Source organism: Faecalibacter macacae, from assembly GCF_003687725.1.
In the GTDB taxonomy this organism is placed as follows: Bacteria; Bacteroidota; Bacteroidia; order Flavobacteriales; family Weeksellaceae; genus Empedobacter; species Empedobacter macacae.
The window spans coordinates 72,055-93,052 of record NZ_RDOJ01000010.1 but is presented as its reverse complement, the minus strand read 5'-3'; the positions used below and the strand labels follow the sequence as shown (position 1 = coordinate 93,052).

Annotated in this window: 19 protein-coding genes; 7 read left to right on the top strand and 12 right to left on the bottom strand. The window is 32.9% G+C overall.

What is annotated here, in order from left to right:
• Positions 1 to 183: 183 nt before the first annotated feature.
• From hisIE to EAH69_RS08645, 10 genes are all read right to left on the bottom strand, one after another.
• Entirely contained in the window at positions 184 to 795 is a 612-nt protein-coding gene (gene hisIE / locus EAH69_RS08690; RefSeq protein ID WP_121934808.1) for a bifunctional phosphoribosyl-AMP cyclohydrolase/phosphoribosyl-ATP diphosphatase HisIE, read from the bottom strand.
• Entirely contained in the window at positions 792 to 1,544 is a 753-nt protein-coding gene (gene hisF / locus EAH69_RS08685) for an imidazole glycerol phosphate synthase subunit HisF (protein ID WP_121934807.1), read from the bottom strand. Before hisF ends, hisIE begins: the two co-directional genes overlap by 4 nt.
• A 184-nt stretch (positions 1,545 to 1,728) precedes the next feature.
• Positions 1,729 to 2,445, bottom strand: coding sequence for a 1-(5-phosphoribosyl)-5-[(5-phosphoribosylamino)methylideneamino]imidazole-4-carboxamide isomerase (gene hisA / locus EAH69_RS08680; protein WP_121934806.1), 717 nt, complete (start codon positions 2,443 to 2,445; stop codon positions 1,729 to 1,731).
• A gap of 149 nt (positions 2,446 to 2,594) precedes the next feature.
• Positions 2,595 to 3,173, bottom strand: coding sequence for an imidazole glycerol phosphate synthase subunit HisH (gene hisH, locus EAH69_RS08675; RefSeq protein ID WP_121934805.1), 579 nt, complete (start codon positions 3,171 to 3,173; stop codon positions 2,595 to 2,597).
• A gap of 117 nt (positions 3,174 to 3,290) precedes the next feature.
• Entirely contained in the window at positions 3,291 to 4,424 is a 1,134-nt protein-coding gene (gene hisB / locus EAH69_RS08670; RefSeq protein WP_121934804.1) for a bifunctional histidinol-phosphatase/imidazoleglycerol-phosphate dehydratase HisB, read from the bottom strand.
• Positions 4,425 to 4,474: 50 nt separating this feature from the next.
• Positions 4,475 to 4,831, bottom strand: a complete 357-nt coding sequence (locus EAH69_RS08665; protein ID WP_121934803.1) for a four helix bundle protein — start codon at positions 4,829 to 4,831, stop codon at positions 4,475 to 4,477.
• Between the two features lie 206 nt (positions 4,832 to 5,037).
• Positions 5,038 to 6,081: a histidinol-phosphate transaminase gene (hisC, locus tag EAH69_RS08660; protein WP_121934802.1), complete on the bottom strand. Its 1,044-nt coding sequence runs from the start codon at positions 6,079 to 6,081 to the stop codon at positions 5,038 to 5,040.
• 93 nt (positions 6,082 to 6,174) lie between these two features.
• Positions 6,175 to 7,458, bottom strand: coding sequence for a histidinol dehydrogenase (gene hisD, locus EAH69_RS08655; protein WP_121934801.1), 1,284 nt, complete (start codon positions 7,456 to 7,458; stop codon positions 6,175 to 6,177).
• Positions 7,459 to 7,577: 119 nt separating this feature from the next.
• Positions 7,578 to 8,435, bottom strand: a complete 858-nt coding sequence (hisG, locus tag EAH69_RS08650; RefSeq protein ID WP_121934800.1) for an ATP phosphoribosyltransferase — start codon at positions 8,433 to 8,435, stop codon at positions 7,578 to 7,580.
• 336 nt (positions 8,436 to 8,771) lie between these two features.
• Positions 8,772 to 9,671: a T9SS type A sorting domain-containing protein gene (locus EAH69_RS08645; RefSeq protein WP_121934799.1), complete on the bottom strand. Its 900-nt coding sequence runs from the start codon at positions 9,669 to 9,671 to the stop codon at positions 8,772 to 8,774.
• A gap of 139 nt (positions 9,672 to 9,810) precedes the next feature.
• Here EAH69_RS08645 and hflX point away from each other — a divergent pair, with 139 nt between their 5' ends.
• Together hflX and EAH69_RS08635 are read left to right on the top strand one after the other, a co-directional pair.
• Positions 9,811 to 11,034, top strand: coding sequence for a GTPase HflX (gene hflX / locus EAH69_RS08640; RefSeq protein ID WP_121934798.1), 1,224 nt, complete (start codon positions 9,811 to 9,813; stop codon positions 11,032 to 11,034).
• 65 nt (positions 11,035 to 11,099) lie between these two features.
• Positions 11,100 to 11,810, top strand: coding sequence for a DNA alkylation repair protein (locus EAH69_RS08635; RefSeq protein ID WP_121934797.1), 711 nt, complete (start codon positions 11,100 to 11,102; stop codon positions 11,808 to 11,810).
• Here EAH69_RS08635 and EAH69_RS08630 read toward each other — a convergent pair.
• On the bottom strand, positions 11,803 to 12,552 hold the full coding sequence (locus tag EAH69_RS08630) for an alpha/beta fold hydrolase (protein ID WP_121934796.1): 750 nt from the start codon (positions 12,550 to 12,552) through the stop codon (positions 11,803 to 11,805). The two genes, EAH69_RS08635 and EAH69_RS08630, sit on opposite strands and share 8 nt — an antisense overlap.
• A 101-nt stretch (positions 12,553 to 12,653) precedes the next feature.
• On the opposite strand from EAH69_RS08630, the gene EAH69_RS08625 reads away from it, so the two are divergent.
• Positions 12,654 to 14,048, top strand: coding sequence for a leucyl aminopeptidase family protein (locus EAH69_RS08625; protein ID WP_121934795.1), 1,395 nt, complete (start codon positions 12,654 to 12,656; stop codon positions 14,046 to 14,048).
• A gap of 65 nt (positions 14,049 to 14,113) precedes the next feature.
• On the opposite strand, the gene EAH69_RS08620 is transcribed toward EAH69_RS08625, so the two are convergent.
• Positions 14,114 to 14,821, bottom strand: a complete 708-nt coding sequence (locus EAH69_RS08620) for a Crp/Fnr family transcriptional regulator (protein WP_121934794.1) — start codon at positions 14,819 to 14,821, stop codon at positions 14,114 to 14,116.
• A gap of 75 nt (positions 14,822 to 14,896) precedes the next feature.
• Between EAH69_RS08620 and EAH69_RS08615 the strand changes: the two genes are divergently transcribed.
• From EAH69_RS08615 to EAH69_RS08595, 4 genes are all read left to right on the top strand, one after another.
• Positions 14,897 to 17,290 (top strand): heavy metal translocating P-type ATPase, encoded by a 2,394-nt coding sequence (locus EAH69_RS08615; RefSeq protein ID WP_121934793.1) that lies wholly within the window; start codon positions 14,897 to 14,899, stop codon positions 17,288 to 17,290.
• Between the two features lie 20 nt (positions 17,291 to 17,310).
• Positions 17,311 to 17,535 carry a cbb3-type cytochrome oxidase assembly protein CcoS gene (gene ccoS / locus EAH69_RS08610; RefSeq protein ID WP_394338571.1) on the top strand — a complete coding sequence of 75 codons (225 nt, stop codon included), beginning with the start codon at positions 17,311 to 17,313 and terminating at the stop codon, positions 17,533 to 17,535.
• Entirely contained in the window at positions 17,535 to 19,811 is a 2,277-nt protein-coding gene (ccoO, locus tag EAH69_RS08605; RefSeq protein WP_121934791.1) for a cytochrome-c oxidase, cbb3-type subunit II, read from the top strand. Before ccoS ends, ccoO begins: the two co-directional genes overlap by 1 nt.
• Before the next feature lie 202 nt (positions 19,812 to 20,013).
• Positions 20,014 to 20,961, top strand: a complete 948-nt coding sequence (locus EAH69_RS08595) for a cbb3-type cytochrome c oxidase N-terminal domain-containing protein (RefSeq protein WP_121934789.1) — start codon at positions 20,014 to 20,016, stop codon at positions 20,959 to 20,961.
• Positions 20,962 to 20,998: the final 37 nt, after the last annotated feature.

The following is a 20,998-nucleotide window of genomic DNA, read 5'->3' as shown; positions in this document are numbered from 1 at the left end:
ATGAATTGATTAAACGTAATGACGTTTCTGGTATTTCCTAAGTCCAGCTAACTTCTTATGGTGTTTTATTTAAATATATATTTTCCCAATGAGCTTTTTTCTCGTATTCCATTTTATTGAAGAGTTTTATCGCAATTTCGTAAAATATTATTTTAATAGCGTAACGAATGTTACATTCAAAATTTAAGATTCTCTCCTCGGTCCGTTTTCACGACTTTTCAAAACGTTTTCCACGTCTTCTAATTTGAATCCTTTCGCTTTTAGTAAAATCAAATAGTGATACATCAAATCGGCAGCTTCACCTAAGAATAAATCGTCGTTATTGTCTTTCGCTTCAATCACGATTTCTACCGCTTCTTCACCAACTTTCTGTGCAATTTTATTGATTCCTTTGTTGTATAATTTATACGTGTACGAATCTTTATCTTCCGCTAAGTCGATTCGATCGTTAATTGTTTGCTCTAATTCGTATACAAATCCACGATTCGAAATTTCGTTGAAACACGTTGTAGAACCTGTATGACAAGTAGGTCCAAAAGGTTTAGCTTTGATTAAAATCGTATCGTTATCGCAATCAATCGCGATTGATTTTACTTCTAAAAAGTTTCCTGATTCTTCACCTTTTGTCCATAATCTGTTTTTTGAACGCGAATAAAAGGTTACTTTTCCTAATTCTTCCGTTTTAGCAAATGCTTCTTCGTTCATGTAACCCAACATCAATACTTGATTGTTTAGGTAATTTTGAATAACAACTGGAACTAATCCGTCGTTACTTTTTGTGAAATCGATTTTCATCGTATCGGAATGTTTTGTTCTTTTAAATAATTTTTTAGTGTCGGAATCGGAATTTCACCAAAGTGAAAAATACTTGCGGCTAATCCACCACTTGCTTTTGTTTCGGTGAACACTTCATTAAAATGTTCCATTGTTCCTGCTCCACCAGAAGCTATTACTGGAAGATTTACAGCATCAGCTACTGCTTTTGTAATATCAATTTTGAAACCAGCTTTAGTTCCATCACCATCCATCGAGGTTAACAGAATTTCACCAGCTCCTAATTCTTCTACTTTTTTCACCCAATCTAAGGTTTCCCATTCGGTTTCGATTTTTCCACCGCTTACAAACACTTTTTGGATTCCGTTCACATCGCGAGTATCCACTGCAACGACTACACATTGCGATCCAAAACGAGCAGCTAAATCAGCCACCAATTGAGGATTTTTTACCGCAGAAGAATTCACAGAAACTTTATCCGCACCTGCCTGAATCACAGCCGAAGCATCTTCTACCGAATTGATTCCGCCACCCACCGTAAATGGAATATTAATCGCTGCTGCAATCTTTTCGACCATTTCTGCTAAGGTTTTGCGTTTCTCAAGCGTCGCTGTGATATCCAAAAACACCAATTCGTCGGCACCTTCTATTACATATTTCTTCGCTAATTCCACCGGATCTCCCGCATCGCGTAATCCCACGAAATTAACTCCTTTTACCGTTCTTCCATTTTTGATGTCGAGACAGGGGATGATTCTTTTTTTTAACACGTTCTAAGGTTTTTATGAGTTTAAGTTTTTATGAGTTTAAGTTATTAAGTGTTTAAGTTATATGTCAAAATTTATGTGGTTAAGTTTTTAAGTGTTTAAGTGACTAGGTGATTAAGTGGATTAGTGGGTAAGTGGTTTAGTTTCAAAACCTAAAAACTTACCAACTTGCCAACTTAACCCCTTTCTAACCGATAAACTGTACCAAATCCTTTAACTGAATACGACCTTCGTAAATTGCTTTTCCTAAAATCGCTCCTTCGCAACCTAATTCTTTAACTTTAATTAAATCGTCGATTGAAGCAACTCCACCCGAAGCAATTAATTTAACGTCTGCAGCAGCTAAAATTTCAGCGTACAATTCGTTGGAAGTTCCTTGTAACATTCCATCTTTTGCAATGTCTGTACAAATCACATAATCAATTCCTTTTGCTTTGTATTCTTGGATGAAATCAATCACATCTAATTCAGAAGTTTCTAACCAACCATGCGTCGCAATTTTACGATCTTTAGCATCTGCTCCTAAAATGATTTTTTCGCTTCCGTATTGAGAAATCCATTCTTGAAATAACGTCGGATTTTGAACCGCAATACTTCCACCTGTAATTTGATTCGCACCACATTCAAAAGCAATTCTGATATCATCATCCGCTTTAATTCCTCCACCAAAATCAACTTTTAAATTGGTTTTAGAAGCAATTAGTTCTAATGTTTTATAATTGATAATTTGCTTTGATTTCGCACCATCTAAATCCACTAAGTGTAAATATTCGATTCCATAATCTTCAAATTCTTTCGCAACTTCTAATGGATTTTCGTTGTATATTTTTTTTGTATCGTAATCGCCTTGAGATAAACGAACGCATTTTCCGTCGATAATATCTATTGCTGGGATGATTCTCATTTCTTTAAATTTTAAGTGTTTATGTTTTTAAGTGTTTCAGTTATTGTGTTTGTAAGTTTTTTAGTTATTGTGTTCTTCAATTAATGGGGATTAACTTTTGAACATAAAATTTTACAACTTAATAACCTTATCACTTTATAACTGACAAACTATAAAGACAAAAAGTTCTTTAAAATTTGTTCTCCAATTCCCGCTGATTTCTCAGGGTGAAATTGAGTTGCGTAAAAATTATCTTTATTTAAAGCCGCTGAATATTCTAGAATATAATTGGTTTTCGCAATCATATATTCTGAATTTTCGCAATAAAAACTATGAACATAATAAATGTCTGAGTTTTCTTCTATTCCGTTAAATAAAGGAGTTATTAAATCGTAAATGGTATTCCAACCCATATGTGGAACGATTTCCGTTGCTGGAAATAACTTCACCTGAATGGGGAAAATCCCTAAACAATCTGTGTTTCCTTCTTCCGAAAAAGCACACATTAATTGTTGACCTAAACAAATTCCTAAAACGGGTTGTTTTAAGTTTTTAATGACTTCGTCTAAACCTTTTTCTTTTAAATAAGTCATCGCCGAACTTGCTTCTCCCACACCTGGAAAAATTACTTTATCGGCATTTTGTAAGGTTTCAAAATCGTCTGTAATTACCGCTTCGTAACCCAAACGAGTTACCGCATTGTAAACCGATTTTACATTTCCTGCGTTATATTTTATTATTGCTATCATATTTGTGAGTGGTTAAGTTTTTATGTTGATAAGTGTTTACGTTTGTAAGTTAATTTGTGGTTGGATTTTAAGTCTTAAACCAACAAATAACTTTATCACTTCATAACTTAAAAACTATTACAACATTCCTTTCGTTGATGGTAAAATCATTTTTTCTGGATCACGTTTTACCGCCACTTTAATGGCTTTCGCAAACGCTTTAAAAATCGCTTCGATTTTGTGGTGCTCGTTGGTTCCTTCCGCTTTGATGTTTAAGTTCGCTTTTGCTCCGTCGGTAAACGATTTGAAAAAGTGATAAAACATTTCTGTTGGCATTTGACCTATCATTTCACGTTTAAAATCCGCTTCCCAAACCAACCAATTTCTTCCGCCAAAATCAATCGCGGCTTGTGCTAAACAATCGTCCATTGGTAAAGTGAAACCGTAACGTTCGATGCCTAACTTATTTCCTAAAGCTTGTGCGAAAACTTCACCTAAAGCAATGGCGGTATCTTCAATCGTGTGATGCTCATCCACCTCTAAATCTCCATCTACTTTAATCATTAAATCCATTTGCCCGTGACGTGCAATTTGATCTAACATATGATCGAAAAAGTGTAAACCAGTTGAAATATCTGATTTTCCTGTTCCGTCTAAATTTAAATCGATTTTAATTTTAGTTTCGTTTGTTTTACGAACAATGGAAGCTGTACGATTTTGTAATTTTAAGAACTCGTAAATTTCTTTCCACGAAGTTGTTTTTAGTGCAATTGCCTCATTTAATCCTTCGTTATCTTTGATTTCGTCTGCTCCTAGAGCTTCATCATTGGCAATGAAAATTCCTTTTCCACCTAAATTCTGTGCTAATTTAACATCTGTAATTCGGTCTCCGATTACAAACGAATTTGCTAAATCGTATTCCGGATTGTTGATGTATTTTGTTAATAAAGCTGTTCCAGGTTTACGTGTTGGTGCATTTTCGTGAGCAAATGTTTTATCGATATAAATATCTTCAAATTTTACTCCTTCATTTTCGAATGCTTTTACCACGAAATTTTGAATTGGCCAGAACAATTCATCTGGATTTGAAGGTGTTCCTAAACCATCTTGGTTCGTTACCATCGCTAATTCGTAATCCAATTCTTTTGCAATTTTACCTAAATAAGTAAATGCTTCTGGATAGAATTCTAATTTAGCAAAACTGTCCACTTGGTAGTCAGCTGGCTCTAAAATCATGGTTCCATCGCGGTCTATGAATAGTACTTTTTTCATTATTAGTTTGTATGATTGTTTGTAAGTGATTAGGTGATGAAGTTTTTAAGTTATTTACTTTTGATATGTTTAATATAACCTGTAATCATTTTTCCAACTTCTTCACTTTTACTAATCAATATTTTGTATTCTTCTTCTGTTATATAATTCAAATCTTTAGAAAGTATGAAGTAATATTTCAGTTCTTCTAAAGATGTATCCGAAATGTTATAAAAATGTATTTGATGAGCTTTCGTTTGTTTTTTATATCCTTCAACAATGTTTGCCGTAACAGAAACTGCACAACGTTTCATTTGACTCGATAAAGCAAAAATTTCTGATTTAGGAAATTTATCAACTGTTTTATACACTTCTAAAACTAGCTGATGCGCTTCTTTCCATAAATTTAAATCATAAACTAGGCCCATATTATTTGGTTTTAAGGTTAGAATATTAAGTTATGAAAAATGTTTTTATGTTGGACAGTTGGTAAGTTAGTAGGTTGTTCAGTTTGTAAGTTTTTAAGTTAGTAAGTTGAAATATTTAATAATCAGAGATAAAACCAACTTAAACACTCTACCACATAAACACTTCATCACTTGCACACTTTACCACATAAACACTTAATCACATACTAACTTAACCCCTTAAACACTTTCAACAACTTCCTATTTTCCTCTTCCGTTCCAACAGTGATTCGTAAGCAATCTTCACACAAATCATCATTTGTTCTATTGCGAATTATAATGCCTTTTTCTACTAACTGTTGGTATCTTTTGTTTGCATTATCGACCTTTATTAGAATAAAATTTGAATCTGATGGAAAAACTTTTTCAACAAAATTAACATGAATTAAAGATTTAGACAAAAGCTCCCTTTCTTTTGATAACAAGTTAATTAAACTTTCACTATAAGTTTTATCTATCAAACATTTTTGAGCAAAATCTTGAGTGTATTGATTGATATTGTAAGGTGGTTTGATTTTGTTCAACACCGAAATCACTTCTTCGTTACCAAACAAAATACCCAATCGTAATCCCGCCATTCCATACGCTTTAGACAAGGTTTGTAGGACTACTAAATTTGGATAAGAACTTAACTTTTTGTTCCAAGATGGTTTATTTCCAAAGTCGATATAAGCTTCATCAACTACTACTAATCCATGAAACAAATTGAGCAATTTTTCAATATCGTTATCATCCAAATATTGCCCTGTTGGATTGTTAGGTGAACACAAAAATATCAGTTTGGTTTGCTCATCTACTTTAGATAATATATCGTTTACATTTAAAGAAAACTCCTCTGGTTGAAGCAATGATTTTCTATACTCAATCGCATTTAAATTAGCCAATACTTGATACATTCCATACGATGGTGAAATACCAATCACATTATCAATTTCCGGATTACAGAATGCACGAAACAATAGATCGAGTACTTCATCGCTACCATTACCTAAGATTATTTGCTTCTTCCCTACTCCATGCTTATCCGACAAAACTTGTTTTAAAGCTCTTTGTTGAGGATCTGGGTAGCGATTATACGGTGATGGAAATGGATTTTCATTTGCATCTAAGAAAATATAATCATCGTTTATTTCTTGAAATTCGTCACGAGCAGATGAATACGCTTTCATTGCTTTTACGTTGGGACGAATGATGTTGTTTATGTTGAACATTTTATTTTAAGTTATTAAGTGTTTATGTTGACAGGTTTTTAAGTTATTTATACCACAATTCTAAACCACTTAAAAACTTCCTCACTTATCAAATTATTTCAAGTCTAATAATCTTAGCGTCACCGCATTTTTGTGTGCAAATAATTCTTCAGCTTCCGCCATAAATTCGATAGCAGGACCAATATTTTGAATTCCTTCTGCTGATAATTTTTGGAACGTGATCTTCTTGATAAAACTATCTAAAGAAACGCCCGAATAATTCTTCGCATAACCATTTGTTGGCAACGTGTGATTGGTTCCTGAAGCATAATCTCCAGCCGATTCACACGAATAGTTTCCTAAGAAAACAGAACCTGCATTGATGATAGTTGGAATAAAATCTTCAGCTGTTTCGCAAGCAAAAATTAAGTGTTCAGGTGCATAAATATTAGAGAAAGCAATACATTCTTCGATTGAATTTAAAACAATTCCTCTCGAATTTTCTAAGGCTTTAGCTGCTAATTCCTTTCTTGGTAAAACTTCTAATTGTGCATTGATTTCGGCAATTGTTTCGTTTAATGTTTGCTCATTCGTCGTTAATAAGATAACCTGAGAATCGATTCCGTGCTCCGCTTGAGATAATAAGTCGGCAGCAACATATTTTGGAACGGAAGTTTCGTCTGCTATCACTAACACTTCACTTGGACCAGCAGGCATATCAATCGCTACTCCAAAATTTTGAGCCACTTGTTTTGCAGCTGTTACATATTGATTTCCTGGACCAAAAATTTTATCGACTTTCTGAATCGTTTCTGTTCCATAAGTTAAGGCTCCAATTGCTTGGATTCCTCCAACTTTGTAGATTTTTTCGATTCCGATTAAATTCGCAGTATATAAAATAGCTGGGTGAATTTTCCCTTCCTGGTTAGGAGGCGTACATAAAATAATGTTTTGACAACCCGCTAATTTTGCAGGGATTCCTAACATCAACGTTGTCGAAAATAAAGGAGCTGTTCCACCTGGAATGTATATTCCAACATTCTCAATTCCGCGAGACTCTCTCCAACAGTTCACACCTTTTGTAGTTTCGATAACTTTAACTTCTTCATGTTGTACCGCGTGAAATTTTTCAATATTCGAAGCGGCTAATTGAATCGCTTGTTTTAAATCTTCCGAAATTAAAGCCTTTGCTTCTTCCATTTCTTCAACTGAAACTTCTAAAGAAGTTAATCGAACTTTATCGAATTGTTCGGTAAAGTCAATTAAGGCCTGATCTTTATCCAATTGAATTTTACCAAAAACATTTAAAACGATTTTTTGTAAATCTTGCGCTTCTTCCGTTGGTCGAGAAGTTAACGCTGACCAATCTGAAAGTTGTGGGTTTATATAGGTTTGCATCTTTTTTAGTTTTTATGTTATAAAGTGTTTAAGTTTATAAGTCTTTAAGGTTTGTAAGTGTTTTTTTATTCTTTATATAAATAACTACTTATGAACTTAACAACTTAAGCACATCAACACTATAAAATCATTTTCTCAATTTCCAATACTAAAATACCTTCAGCACCGAAAGCTTTTAATTGTTCGATGATGTCCCAAAATGTATCTTCTTTAATTACAGTGTGGATTGACGACCAACCTTCTTGTGCTAATGGTAAAACTGTTGGTGACTTCATTCCTGGTAAAAGAGCAATGATTTCTTCTAATTTTTCGTTTGGCGCGTTTAATAGAATGTATTTATTTTCTGAAGATTGTTTAACAGCTTCGATTCTGAATAATAAACGGTCAACGATGGCTTGTTTTTCAGTTTCTAAATTTTTATTGGAAATTAATACGGCTTGAGATTCTACTACGGTTTCTACTTGTTTTAAACCGTTTGTTAATAAAGTTGAACCTGTTGAAACAATATCGAAAATAGCGTTGGCTAAACCGATACTTGGCGCAATTTCTACGCTTCCTCCAATTTCTTCAATCTTTACATTGATGTTATTGTCTTGGAAGAAATTTCCTAAAATACGAGGATAAGAAGTGGCTACTTTTTTTCCTTCGAAATACGATAAATCTGTATAAACTTCATCTTTTGGAATCGCTAAACACATTTTACAACCTGCAAAACCAAGTTGACGAATAGTATTAACATCTTTTGCTTTTTCCCAAACTTCGTTTTCTCCTAAGATTCCGATATCAGCTACGCCTTGTTCAACGTATTGTGGAATATCATCATCACGAAGAAATAAAACTTCGATAGGAAAGTTTGATGATTCTGTTCTTAATTTTCTGCTACTTGTGGAGATTTTAATCCCGCAATCTTTTAATAATTCAAGGGATTTTTCACTTAATCTTCCGCTTTTCTGAATGGCAATTTTTAATTTACTCATTACAATTTTATTTGAAGTCTGAGTAAAAAAGCGGAAAGTGAAAATTTATGAAACAAAAAAAACCGACTGATTTACTCAGACGGTTTTTATTAATATTTTTAGTTCACTACAAAATACAACAAATCAGGCCGCCTGAAGGGAGCTATGATGATGATGTACATGATGTTTTTGAGTGAATGACATTTTCTTTTTTTGATAATGCAAAGTTAGAAAGGATATTTTGTTTTATCCTAATTTAATTTTTAAATCGATTAAATTTAGTTCTTAATGATGTTTTAACTAGATTAATTAGAATAATATCCTTAATTTACACTTTGTTTAGAAAATTTTTAAGGTCTATTTTTTAATGAATTTTTGTATTGATGTACCTTTTTCAGATTCAATTTTTAATAAATAGATTCCTTTGTTTAAATTTTTCACATCAATTTGATTTGAGTTTTTAGTAACTAAAATAGTTTTACTAGTTAAATCTAAAACTTCTAAAGATTTAATATTATAATCAGATTTAATATTCAAAACATCAGTTGTAGGATTTGGATAAATATGCACTGATGCAGAATTGATATCATTTAAACCTAAATTGACTAAATCAATGATTTGAAAATTGTCTAACGTAAATCCAGTTTCATAATTATCAAATTCAAAATCGACTTCATTAATCGAATTAATTTCTTGTGGAATAGCAACAGTATTTACTAATGTATTATTAACATACAATTTAATTTGTCTTTGGCTGAAATCTACATCCGATTTTAAATTGTACCACGTATTTGGAGTCCAGTCGAAAGGTGATGTTGTATTTGTTTCGCTTCCAAAAGAAGTTTCACCCGTGTAAACAAAGTAAAAACCGCTTAAGTATTCGTAATCGTCACCGTTAAAATTATACAATGATAACATGTCATAATCAGACCCCATATCACCATCAAATTTAACATCAGCAGAAATAATAAATTTTTGAAGAGATGGTAATTCATAGATTAATCCACCCCAGTTTTCTTGTTCATCTTCATTGGCATTTACTTTTACAGCTTGTGATCCGACTGAAGCATCAGAATCAATAACATTTGCATAATTATCGAAAAGATAACCATAATGACCCCAATTTTGTTGACCCAATAGATTTCCTAAATTATAACCTTCACTTGTCTCGAAAGAAATAGTTTGATCTTGATTTTGAGCATTAGCAGAAATTGATAAAAATCCCGATAGTAGAATAGGAAGTAAAAATTTTTTCATAAATAGTATTTAAATTAAGTTACAAACCTAAAGAGTAAATTTTTAATTAAAAAGTTTTTGTTTTTTTAATAGGAAAACTGGCAAGATTTTTTCTAATCTTTTTAATCATCAAAACTTTACTTTATTTTTGTATTGATTTATGTTAGAAAAGAAAGAAGCAAATTACGAAAAGGTCGTTTTAGTTGGATTAATCACTCGTGAGCAATCGGAAGAGAAATTGACTGAATATATGGATGAATTGGAGTTTTTGGCTTATACTGCCGGGGCTACAGTTGGAGAACGTTTCACGCAAAAAATGGATCGTCCAGATTCTAAGTTTTTTGTGGGAAGTGGAAAGTTAGATGAAATTGCAGCATTTGTTGAAGAATACAATATAGATACTGTAATTTTTGATGACGAATTAACACCATCTCAGTTAAAAAATATTGAGAAAGTAGTTAACAAAAAAATCATTGACCGTACGCAGTTAATCTTAGATATTTTTGCTCAACGTGCACAAACTTCTTATGCACGTACGCAAGTAGAGTTGGCTCAGTATCAATATTTATTACCTCGTTTAACACGTATGTGGACGCACTTAGAGCGTCAGCGTGGTGGTATTGGTATGCGTGGTCCTGGGGAAACGGAAATTGAAACGGATAGACGTATTATTCGTGACCGAATCACTTTATTAAAGGAGAAATTAAAAGGAATTGATAAGCAAATGGCAACGCAACGTAAAAATCGTGGAGCGTTGGTTCGTGTTGCTTTGGTAGGATATACAAATGTAGGAAAATCCACATTGATGAATGTTTTATCGAAGTCTGAAGTGTTTGCTGAAAATAAATTATTCGCAACTTTAGATACTACGGTTCGTAAAGTTGTGATCGGAAATCTACCTTTTTTATTAACAGATACGGTAGGATTCATCCGTAAGTTACCTACGCAATTAGTAGAATCTTTCAAATCGACTTTAGATGAGGTTCGTGAGGCGGATTTATTAGTTCATGTGGTAGATATTTCTCACACTAGTTTTGAAGATCATGTAAATTCTGTAAATCAAATTTTAGCTGAAATTGAATCGAAAGATAAACCAACAGTAATGGTTTTTAATAAGATTGATAATTTCTCTTACGTTCAGAAAGAAGAAGATGATTTAACTGAAATGAAATTCGAGAATTATTCTTTAGAAGATTGGAAACGTACGTGGATGGCTAAAACAGATTACCCAACTTTATTTATTTCTGCAACAGAAAAAGATAATTTAGAAGAATTACGTAAAACGGTTTACGAGGAAGTAAAAGATATTCATACGAAGCGATTCCCTTATAATAATTTCTTGTTCCAATATTACGAGGAAGAAGATATGACAGAAGAAGAATAAAACATGTATATAAGAGTTCAAGAAATTGAGCTCTTTTTTTGTATCTTAATTTTAAATAATTCGAAATGATAGTTAACGAAATTAAAACTGCTTTACATGATTTATCTGATGCTGAAAAAATATCAGTTTATCAACGCTTTTTCAAAACTGGAAAAGGTGAATATGGCGAAGGAGATACTTTTTTAGGAATTACAGTTCCTAATCAGCGATTGGTAGCGAAAGAATATTACAATCAAGTTTCGTTAAAAGAAATAAAAGAATTATTGAGTTTTGATATTCATGAATATAGGTTAACCGCTTTATTAATGTTGGTTGCAAAATATGAAAAATCTAAAGACGTAAACTTTCAAAAAGAAATAGTGGATTTTTATTTATCACAAACCTCTCGTATTAATAATTGGGATTTGGTAGATACAAGTTGTTATAAGATTTTGGGACACTATTGTTATCATCTGAACGAAGAGCATTTTTTATTTGATTTAGCAAAGTCTGAAGATTTATGGGAAAAACGAATTGCTATAGTTTCAACGATGTATTTTATCAAGAAAAAATCATTGGATATTGTTACTGAAATTGTCTTGATGAATATGAATCATCCTCATGATTTAATGCACAAAGCAAATGGTTGGATGTTACGAGAAATGGGTAAAAAGGATGAAGAGATGCTAACATTATTTTTAGATGTTAATGCGACCAGGTTACCTCGAACTTCTTTACGTTATGCTTTAGAAAAATTAATTCCAGAGTTGAAAGAGTATTACATGAAGCTTAAATAAATGAAGTAAGAATTCGAACAAATTTTTCTTTCTTTTCCATAAATGCAACGTGTCCACAATTTAGTTTTTCAATTTTGATGTTTTCTTTAATAGGAATTACTGTTTCAAATAAATCGATATCAATTGTTGAATCTTTGGTTCCATTGATGATTAAAAATGGTTTATCCAACTCATAAAAAACATGTGTTCTATCTGGGCGTTCTCTCATTCCGCGTAAAGCAGCTTCAATTCCGTTAATCGGATTATCAAGTGCAATTTGCTTTAATTCGTTCATTTCGTCTTCTAACAGAGGTTTTAAGTCTTCTGCGAAAAGCATAGGAATACTTAAACGAACAAAAAGTGAATAATTTTTATGAATGGTAGGAATCACTTTTAGACGTTGTTCCTTTTTCTCTTTGCTATCTGGCAAGGAAGTAGAATTAACCAATACGACTTTATCAACAAATTGTGGATAAACATCTGCAATGGCTAAACTCACATATCCACCCATCGAATGTCCAATGAAAGTAGCATTACTAATGTTCAGGAATTCTAAAATTTCAATCACTTTTTCAGCCATTATTTCAATGGTGTTGATCTCGTTTTCAGTATCGCTTTTTCCGTGTCCTGGTAAATCAATAGTTACGATTTGATGCGTCTTTGAAAACAAAGGAACAAATGGATTCCAAATGTTAGAATTTTCCATAAATCCATGTAAAAAAACTAAAGTTTTACCAGTTCCTTCAATCGAGTAATGCAGCATATTGATTCAATTTTTATCAAAATTACACTTAAATCTTTAATAATAAATCGTATTAATTAAACTTTCGTTTTTGTACTTTTGAAGCCTAATTTTTATAAAAAATGATTACTATATCTCAAAATTATACTTTAAAAGAGAATGTTGTTTTTTTGCTTGATAAATCAGCAGATTTTAAGGTAGAAAATAATGATTTGATCCAGAGTTTAATTGAAGAATTTAAACAAGGTGAAGCAAAGTTTGATTTCATAAAACTTGGTAAACAAACAATTTTCTTGGTAGATGAAAAACAAGAATTAGAACCTTTACGTGTGATTGGTTTTTCAATCCGTCAACAATTAGATAAGAAAGCAGAAAAAATTACAATTGTTGGAAATGGTGAACAAGTTTTAGCTGTTGCTGAAGGTTTAGAATTATCAAATTATCAATTCATTAAATACTTTAAAGATGCAGATGAAAAGGAATATGCGTTAACTGAAGTTGCAATTGTTGGTGATGTTGAGGAGGCTCGTGTTGCTGAATTAAATAACATTATTAAAGCAGTTTATTGGGGGAGAGATATGGTAAATGAGCCAAACTCTTACTTAACATCTTTACAATTAGCGAAAGAGTTAGAAGAAATTGCAAAGGAAGCAAAAATTAAAGTTGAGGTTTTACATAAAGATGAAATTGTAAAACTAAAAATGGGTGGATTGTTAGCTGTTAATAAAGGTTCAATTCAGCCACCAACTTTTACAATTTTAGAATATAAACCAACAAATCCTCGCAACGAAAAACCAATTGTTTTAGTTGGGAAAGGAATTGTTTACGATACGGGAGGTTTATCTTTGAAACCAACTCCAAACTCAATGGATTTAATGAAATCGGATATGGGTGGAGCAGCTTGTATGGGTGGAGCAATTTATGCAGCAGCCTTAAATCAATCGGATTTACATATTATCGCTTTAATTCCTTCTACGGATAATCGTCCTGGTGGAGATGCATACGCACCTGGTGATGTTATTACAATGTATGACGGAACTACAGTTGAGGTTTTAAATACAGATGCAGAAGGTCGTATGATTTTGGCTGACGCTATTGCTTATGCAAATCAATATACACCAGAATTAATTATTGATGCAGCAACGTTAACAGGGGCAGCCTTAGTTGCAGCCGGTACTCGTGCAACTTGTATGATGAGTAATGCTGATGAAGCAATTAATGGACAATTAAAAAAAGCAGGAAACGAAGTGTATGAGCGTTTAGTTGAGTTGCCACTATGGGATGATTATAAAGAGCAAATTAAATCTCAAATTGCTGATCTTAAAAACATCGGAGGAAGTTATGCTGGAACAATTACTGCAGGTAAATTCTTAGAGCATTTTACAACTTATCCATTCGTTCATTTAGATATTGCTGGACCAGCATTTACATCGGCTCCAGAAAATTATAAAGGAAATGGAGGTACAGGAGTTGGAATCCGTTTATTGAATCAGTTTTTTAAAAATTATAAAGCTTAATTTTTTAAGTTTATTATAAAATAAAACGCCTCGGAGAAATCCGAGGCGTTTTTATTATGTTTTATTTATAAAATAACGTGTCCTAATTTTGTTAATTTCTGATGATCTAAGATTTTAATCTTTCGACCTTCAACTTCAATTAGTTCATCGGTTTTAAATTCTGAAATTAATCGGATGGCTGATTCAGTAGCGGTACCAATTAAGTTTGCCATTTCTTCTCTAGTTAAGGAAATGTTGATGAAATCATCTTTATCTGTTCCTAATTTAGCTTCTAAAAGCAATAATACCTCTGCTAAACGTTCACGAACAGTTTTCTGTGCTAAATAAGTAATTGTACGTGCGTACTCTCCTAAATCTTTAGCGATTCGTTGTAAAATATCAAAAGCTAGTTTTGGGTTAGATTCTAATAATCTTATAAAGAATTTTTCAGGAATATAGTAAATTTCAACAGGGTTCATTGCAGTAGCAGAAGCTCCAAAAACTTCTTGACTTAAGATAGATCTGTATCCGATAATATCTCCTGCATTTGCAAATCTTAAAATTTGCTCTTTCCCATTAAAACCAATTTTAAAAAGTTTAGCTGTTCCTTTAATTAAACAGTAAATACCCTTAGGTGTCGCTCCTTCTTGGATGATTTCGTCACCCTTTTTCAATGTAAGAACTCTTTTTTCTTGTTCAAATTCAATTAACTCTTCTTTCGTAAAAACGCCTAAACTATCAGGGTTCTCAAACAACATTTTGATAGATTCTAGATTCTCATTAAATTCTGACATTGCTATGTGTTATGACTTATCTCATACAAAGTTAAGGTTATTTCTGATAAAAGGAAAGTAATTTTGCAAAAGAATATGGCAGAGAATTGTTTCCACTGTGGGCAAGGAATTGAAGAAGAGAGAATTGAGTTCGATCAGAAAGAGTTCTGTTGCCAAGGTTGTAAGACTGTATATGAGGTCTTAAACATAAATAATTTAAGTGATTACTATAACTTAAATCAAAATGCAGGTGTTCGTCCCGATGCTCGTGGAGATCACCAATTCGATTTTTTAAACACCAAAGAAATCTTCGATAAAGTAGTAGATTTTTCTGATGATGGGATTTCTGTGGTCTCTTTCGAGGTGCCAGTTATCCATTGTACATCATGTATTTGGTTGTTAGAGAGTTTAGAAACTATCAATCCGGCAATTATTTCTTCGAATGTAAACTTTACCAAGAAAGTTGTTCAAATAACATTTAGACATGAAGAATTAAAATTGGGAGATGTTGCAAGATTAATGACAAATCTTGGATATAAACCATCTGTTAATTTAAAATCAATAGATAAAAAAGAGGTTGTAAAAACAGATAGATCGCTAGTAAGTAAATTAGTAGTCGCCGGGTTTGCCTTTGGTAACATTATGCTACTTTCTTTCCCTGAGTATGTTGAGTTTTTTGGTGATGTAAAAGAGTCTTGGTTAGAAGAAAACAAGGCTTATTTTAGATGGGCAATGTTTTTCTTAGCATTACCAGTTTTTTTCTACTCATCGACCGATTATTTTAGATCTGCTTGGCAAGGTTTAAAGAATAAATACATCAATTTAGATATTCCTATTGCTTTAGGAATTATCGTAATTATGTTTAAATCAACCTACGATATTATTTTTGATTTATCTCCAGGATATTTCGATACATTGGCGGCTTTATTGTTCTTGATGTTAACGGGGAAATGGTTTCAACAACAAACAATTAAATCTTTAGCGTTCGATCGTGATTACAAATCGTTTTATCCTGTTGCAGTTGCTCGTTTAGAAGGTGATGTAGAACAACCTATTTTACTGTCTGAATTAAAGAAAGGTGATAGAATATTAGTTAGAAATGAAGAGATTATTCCTGCAGATGCAATTTTAATACATGGTGAAGGAATGATTGATAACTCTTTCGTAACAGGAGAATCTCGTTTGATTCCGAAAAAATCAGGAGATAAAATATTTGCAGGAGGTAAACAATCTGGTCACGCTATAGAATTAGAAATTATTTCAGAAGTTAATCAAAGTTATTTGACACAATTATGGAATAACGATGCGTTTAGTAAACAAGAATCAGAACTAAATGCCTTTACAAATCACATCAGCCATTATTTTACGTTAATTATTTTAGGTATTACGTTAGTTTCAGCTATTGTTTGGTGGTTTGTAGATCCATCATTGATTCTTAAAGTTGTAACTTCTATTTTGATTATCGCTTGTCCATGTGCTCTTGGATTATCTTCGCCTTTTATTTTAGGAAATGTAATGCGCGTTTTTGGTAACAAGAAGTTTTACGTAAAGAACACAGCTACAATAGAAAATTTAGCTAAAATTACAGATGTTGTGTTTGATAAAACAGGTACAATTACTGAAAGTGATGATGCTAATATTTCTTATGAAGGAAAAGATTTAACGAGTGATTTACAAGTGTTAGTACGTAGTTTGTTACGTAATTCTAATCACCCATTAAGTAGAACTTTACATCGTAAATTAAATGTAAATGATCATGCTGATGTGCAAGATTATGAAGAAGTGATTGGTAAAGGACAGCAAGGAAACGTAGATGGATATTTTATTAAAGTTGGATCAAGAAGCTTTGTAGGAGCTGATGGTGTTTCCTCTTTAAATCAAACAGAAGTTTATATTTCTATAGATAATGTCGTTTATGGTAAATATGTTTATAAAAATCGATACCGAAAAGGTTTAGATAATTTAATTTCTCAATTAGAAGGATATAATTTACATATTCTTTCGGGTGATAATGATTCTGAAAAAGAGTTTTTACAAGGAATTTTCCCTAAAAACACTTTGTTGATGTTTAATCAATCGCCAGCAGATAAATTAGAATATATTAAGACATTAGAAATTAAAGGAAAGAAAGTTTTGATGTTGGGTGATGGATTAAATGACGCCGGAGCTCTAAAACAAAGTACGGTTGGTATAACTATTTCTGATGATATGAATAGTTTTACACCATCATGTGATGGTATTTTGGATGCTCGTAATTTTAGTTTGATTCCTGATTTTATGAAAATTTCAAAACAATCAATGCGATTAATTTTAATAGCATTTATTATTAGTTTTGCATACAATATCATTGGATTAGCTTTTGCTGTGACAGGTTATTTAGAGCCTGTAGTAGCTGCTATTTTAATGCCAGTAAGTTCGGTTTCAGTTCTTATATTTGCAACGGCAAGTACAAGAATTACCGATTATTTACATAAATGGAATTTAGAATGAGTTTAAATTAGAATTCAAAAATGGCCTCTGACCAAAATCATTGTGATAAGAACTTGAGGCTTTGTAATTTTGTAAATGATATGGGGATATTATTATTAATGATAATGGTCAGCGTCTCGTTAGGCGCAATCTTTCTTTTATTCTTTTTTGTAGGATTTAAGAAGGGACAGTTTGATGATGATGAATCACCAGCAGTCAGAATGTTAAAAGAGGATAAAAAAACTAAAGATAAAATCGACTCATAATGCAAATGCAGACTTTTAGTTACGACAATAAGATCGTAAAGTATTTCGTTTATGCCACATTGTTTTGGGCAGTTATGGCATTTTTCTATGGAGTTTTAGTAGCAACTTTGCTTTTCTTCCCAACTTTACCAGAAGTTCTTTTTGGTACTGATGATCCCATGGTTAATGGATCTGGGGCAGGAATTCAAGGTCTTGTAGACTCTCAAGGAAAGTTAGGATTCGGTAGGCTTCGTATGATTCATACCACGTTAGCGGTTTTCGCTTTCGTTGGTAACAGTTTCTTCAGTGGAGCGTACTATTCAATCCAAAGATTGTTAAAAACTAGAATGTACAGTGATGTAATGAGCTGGACAATTTTCTGGGGATGGCAATTATTTATTGTATCGTCATTAGTGACTTTCACGTTAGGTTTCAATACTTCTAAGGAGTATGCCGAGCACGAATGGCCAATTGACATCTTAATCGCCTTAGTTTGGGTAATGTTTGGTTTACAAATGTTCTTAACTATTGCAAACCGTCGTGTACGTCACTTATACGTAGCGATTTGGTTCTTTATCGGTACTTGGGCTGGTATCACAATGTTACACGTATTCAATAACTTAGAATTACCTGTGTCATTCAACCCATTAGCACCAAAATCTTATTCAATTTACTCTGGAGTTCAAGATGCCTTAGTACAATGGTGGTACGGACACAATGCAGTAGCATTCTTCTTAACTACACCAATCTTAGGTTTAATGTACTACTTTGTACCAAAAGCGGCTAACAGACCTGTATTCTCGTACAAGTTATCTATTATCCACTTCTGGTCATTAATCTTTATCTACATCTGGGCTGGACCTCACCATTTATTATACACTGCGTTACCAGGGTGGGCACAAGCTTTAGGTACAGGGTTCTCTATCATGTTAATCGCTCCATCTTGGGGAGGTATGTTAAACGGTTTATTAACGTTACGTGGATCTTGGGATAAAGTAAGAGAAAATCCTATTTTAAAATTCTTTGTAGTAGCATTAACTTGTTATGGTATGGCTACATTCGAGGGACCTTTATTAGCAACAAAAACATTAAATAAAATCGGTCACTTTACGGACTGGGTTCCTGCTCACGTACACGTTGGTACATTAGGATGGAACGGATTTATGGCTTTCGGGGTAGTTTACTACTTAGTACCTAAATTATTTAATACAAGATTAGCTTCTATCAAATTAGCTAACACACACTTCTGGATTGGTACTTTCGGTATCTTATTCTGGGTTATCCCAATGTACGTTGCAGGTTGGACACAAGGTTTAATGTGGAAACAATTTGCAGAAGATGGTACATTAGAATACGGTAACTTCCTACAAACAGTTACTATCTTAAAACAATGGTTATACCCATTACGTGCATTCGGTGGTACATTATACTTAATTGGAGCAATCTTAATGGTAATCAATGTTATCAAAACGGTTAAACAAGGATCATTTGTAAACAACGAGGAAGTTTCTGCTCCTGCATTAGCTCCTAAATCTGCAGCTCGTGCTGAAGGTGAAACTGTTCACACTTGGATTGAGCGTATGCCAGTAATCATGACTATTGGTGCAGTTTTAACTTTAGCTGTAGGAGGATTAGTTGAAATCGTTCCAACTTTAACAGTTAAATCAAACATTCCAACTATTGCAAGTGTAAAACCATATACTGCATTAGAATTAGAAGGACGTGATTTATATATTCGTGAAGGATGTAATGCTTGTCACACACAGATGATTCGTCCGTTCCGTGATGAAGTAAAACGTTACGGTGAATACTCTAAAGCTGGAGAATTCGTATATGACCACCCATTCTTATGGGGATCTAAACGTACAGGTCCAGATTTACACCGTGAAGGAGGTAAAAACCCAGATGCTTGGCACTACAAGCACATGTGGAATCCTCGTGAAACTTCTGACGGATCGATCATGCCACGTTACCCTTGGTTAGTTGAGAATACATTAGATGAATCTTTAACTAAGGATAAAATGAAAGCTATGGTTTCTTTAGGAGTTCCTTACGAGCAAGAAGATTTTGATAGTATGAGAGTTTCTATGGATCGTCAAGCTTTAGCAATTGAAGCAAGTATCTTTAAAGATGCACCAGATTTAAAAGAATTATGGGCTAATAAAGAAAAAGATGCAAAAGCTTCTGGTGAAGAATTTGTTCCATTACACAAACGTGAGATTACAGCTTTAATCGCTTACTTACAACGTTTAGGAACTGATATAAAAGCAGATCAAATAGAAACAGCTAGTAATTAATGTTAAAATATTATAAGGAGTTTTTCTCTGATTATGATAACGCAAGTTTGTATCAAACTTTAATCCTTTTGGCTTTCATTCTGTTCTTTGTAGGTTTATTCTACATTGTATGGAAGAAACCAAAAGGTTACTACAAAAGTTATGAACATGTTCCACTTGATTTGGAATCAGAAGAAGAGACAGACGAAAAAAATACTATAAAATGAGACAACGTACCCCAGCTTATATATTTATTCCTTTAACAATGCTTGCTATTATTTTAGCATTCACAATGGTAACGCCAGTAGAAACTGTTGCTGAACCAGGTTTTAAAGGAATGATTAACAACTTATTTACTCACTTAGGAGCTGTTGTTAAACAAGGAATCGTTTGGGCTGTTGTGGCTATCGCTTTAGTAATGTTATTAATAATTAATGCATTAAATAAAGTTGTAGAAACACAAAAGTTCAAAAAATTATCAGCAGAAGAACAAGCTGAATATATCGCTGAATCTAAAATTGGATTCTTTACAAGATTATTCAGTTCAGCATCTAAAAAACAATCTGCTGAAGAAGAAGAAGCTATCATCATCGATCACGGTTTTGATGGAATTAAAGAGTTAGATAATGCATTACCACAATGGTGGTTATCTTTATTCTACTTCGGTATAGTTTTCTGTATCACTTATATGTTATCATATGCGTTTACAGATTTCGCTCACATGGATAGAGAGTTCGAAGAAGAGATGGCTATCTTAGATGAAAGAGATGCTAAATGGGCTGAAGCTAACGATATTACTATCGAAGGAGCAGTTAACAAATCTAACGACCCAGCAGTTGTTGAAGAAGGAAAGAAAATCTTTACTCAAAACTGTACTCAATGTCACTTAGACGCAGGTAAAGGAGGTATTGGACCAAACTTAACTGATGATTCTTGGATTAACCACGAGAATGAAGACTTATTCTTAAATATCTACGGAATCGTTTATGATGGTGCACCTCACAATCCACAGATGAGAGCTTTCGGACAAAGAAAAGAATTATCTGGTTTAGCGATTGAGAAAGTTGCTTCTTACGTTTACCACATCAACCAAGTTGAAAAAACTTTAACTGAAGCTGATGGAGCTGCAGCACCTCAAGGGGATGTTGTAGAGGCATGGAAACAGAAATAATAAAGTGTTTTACAAACATATATCATTAGGAAAGAGA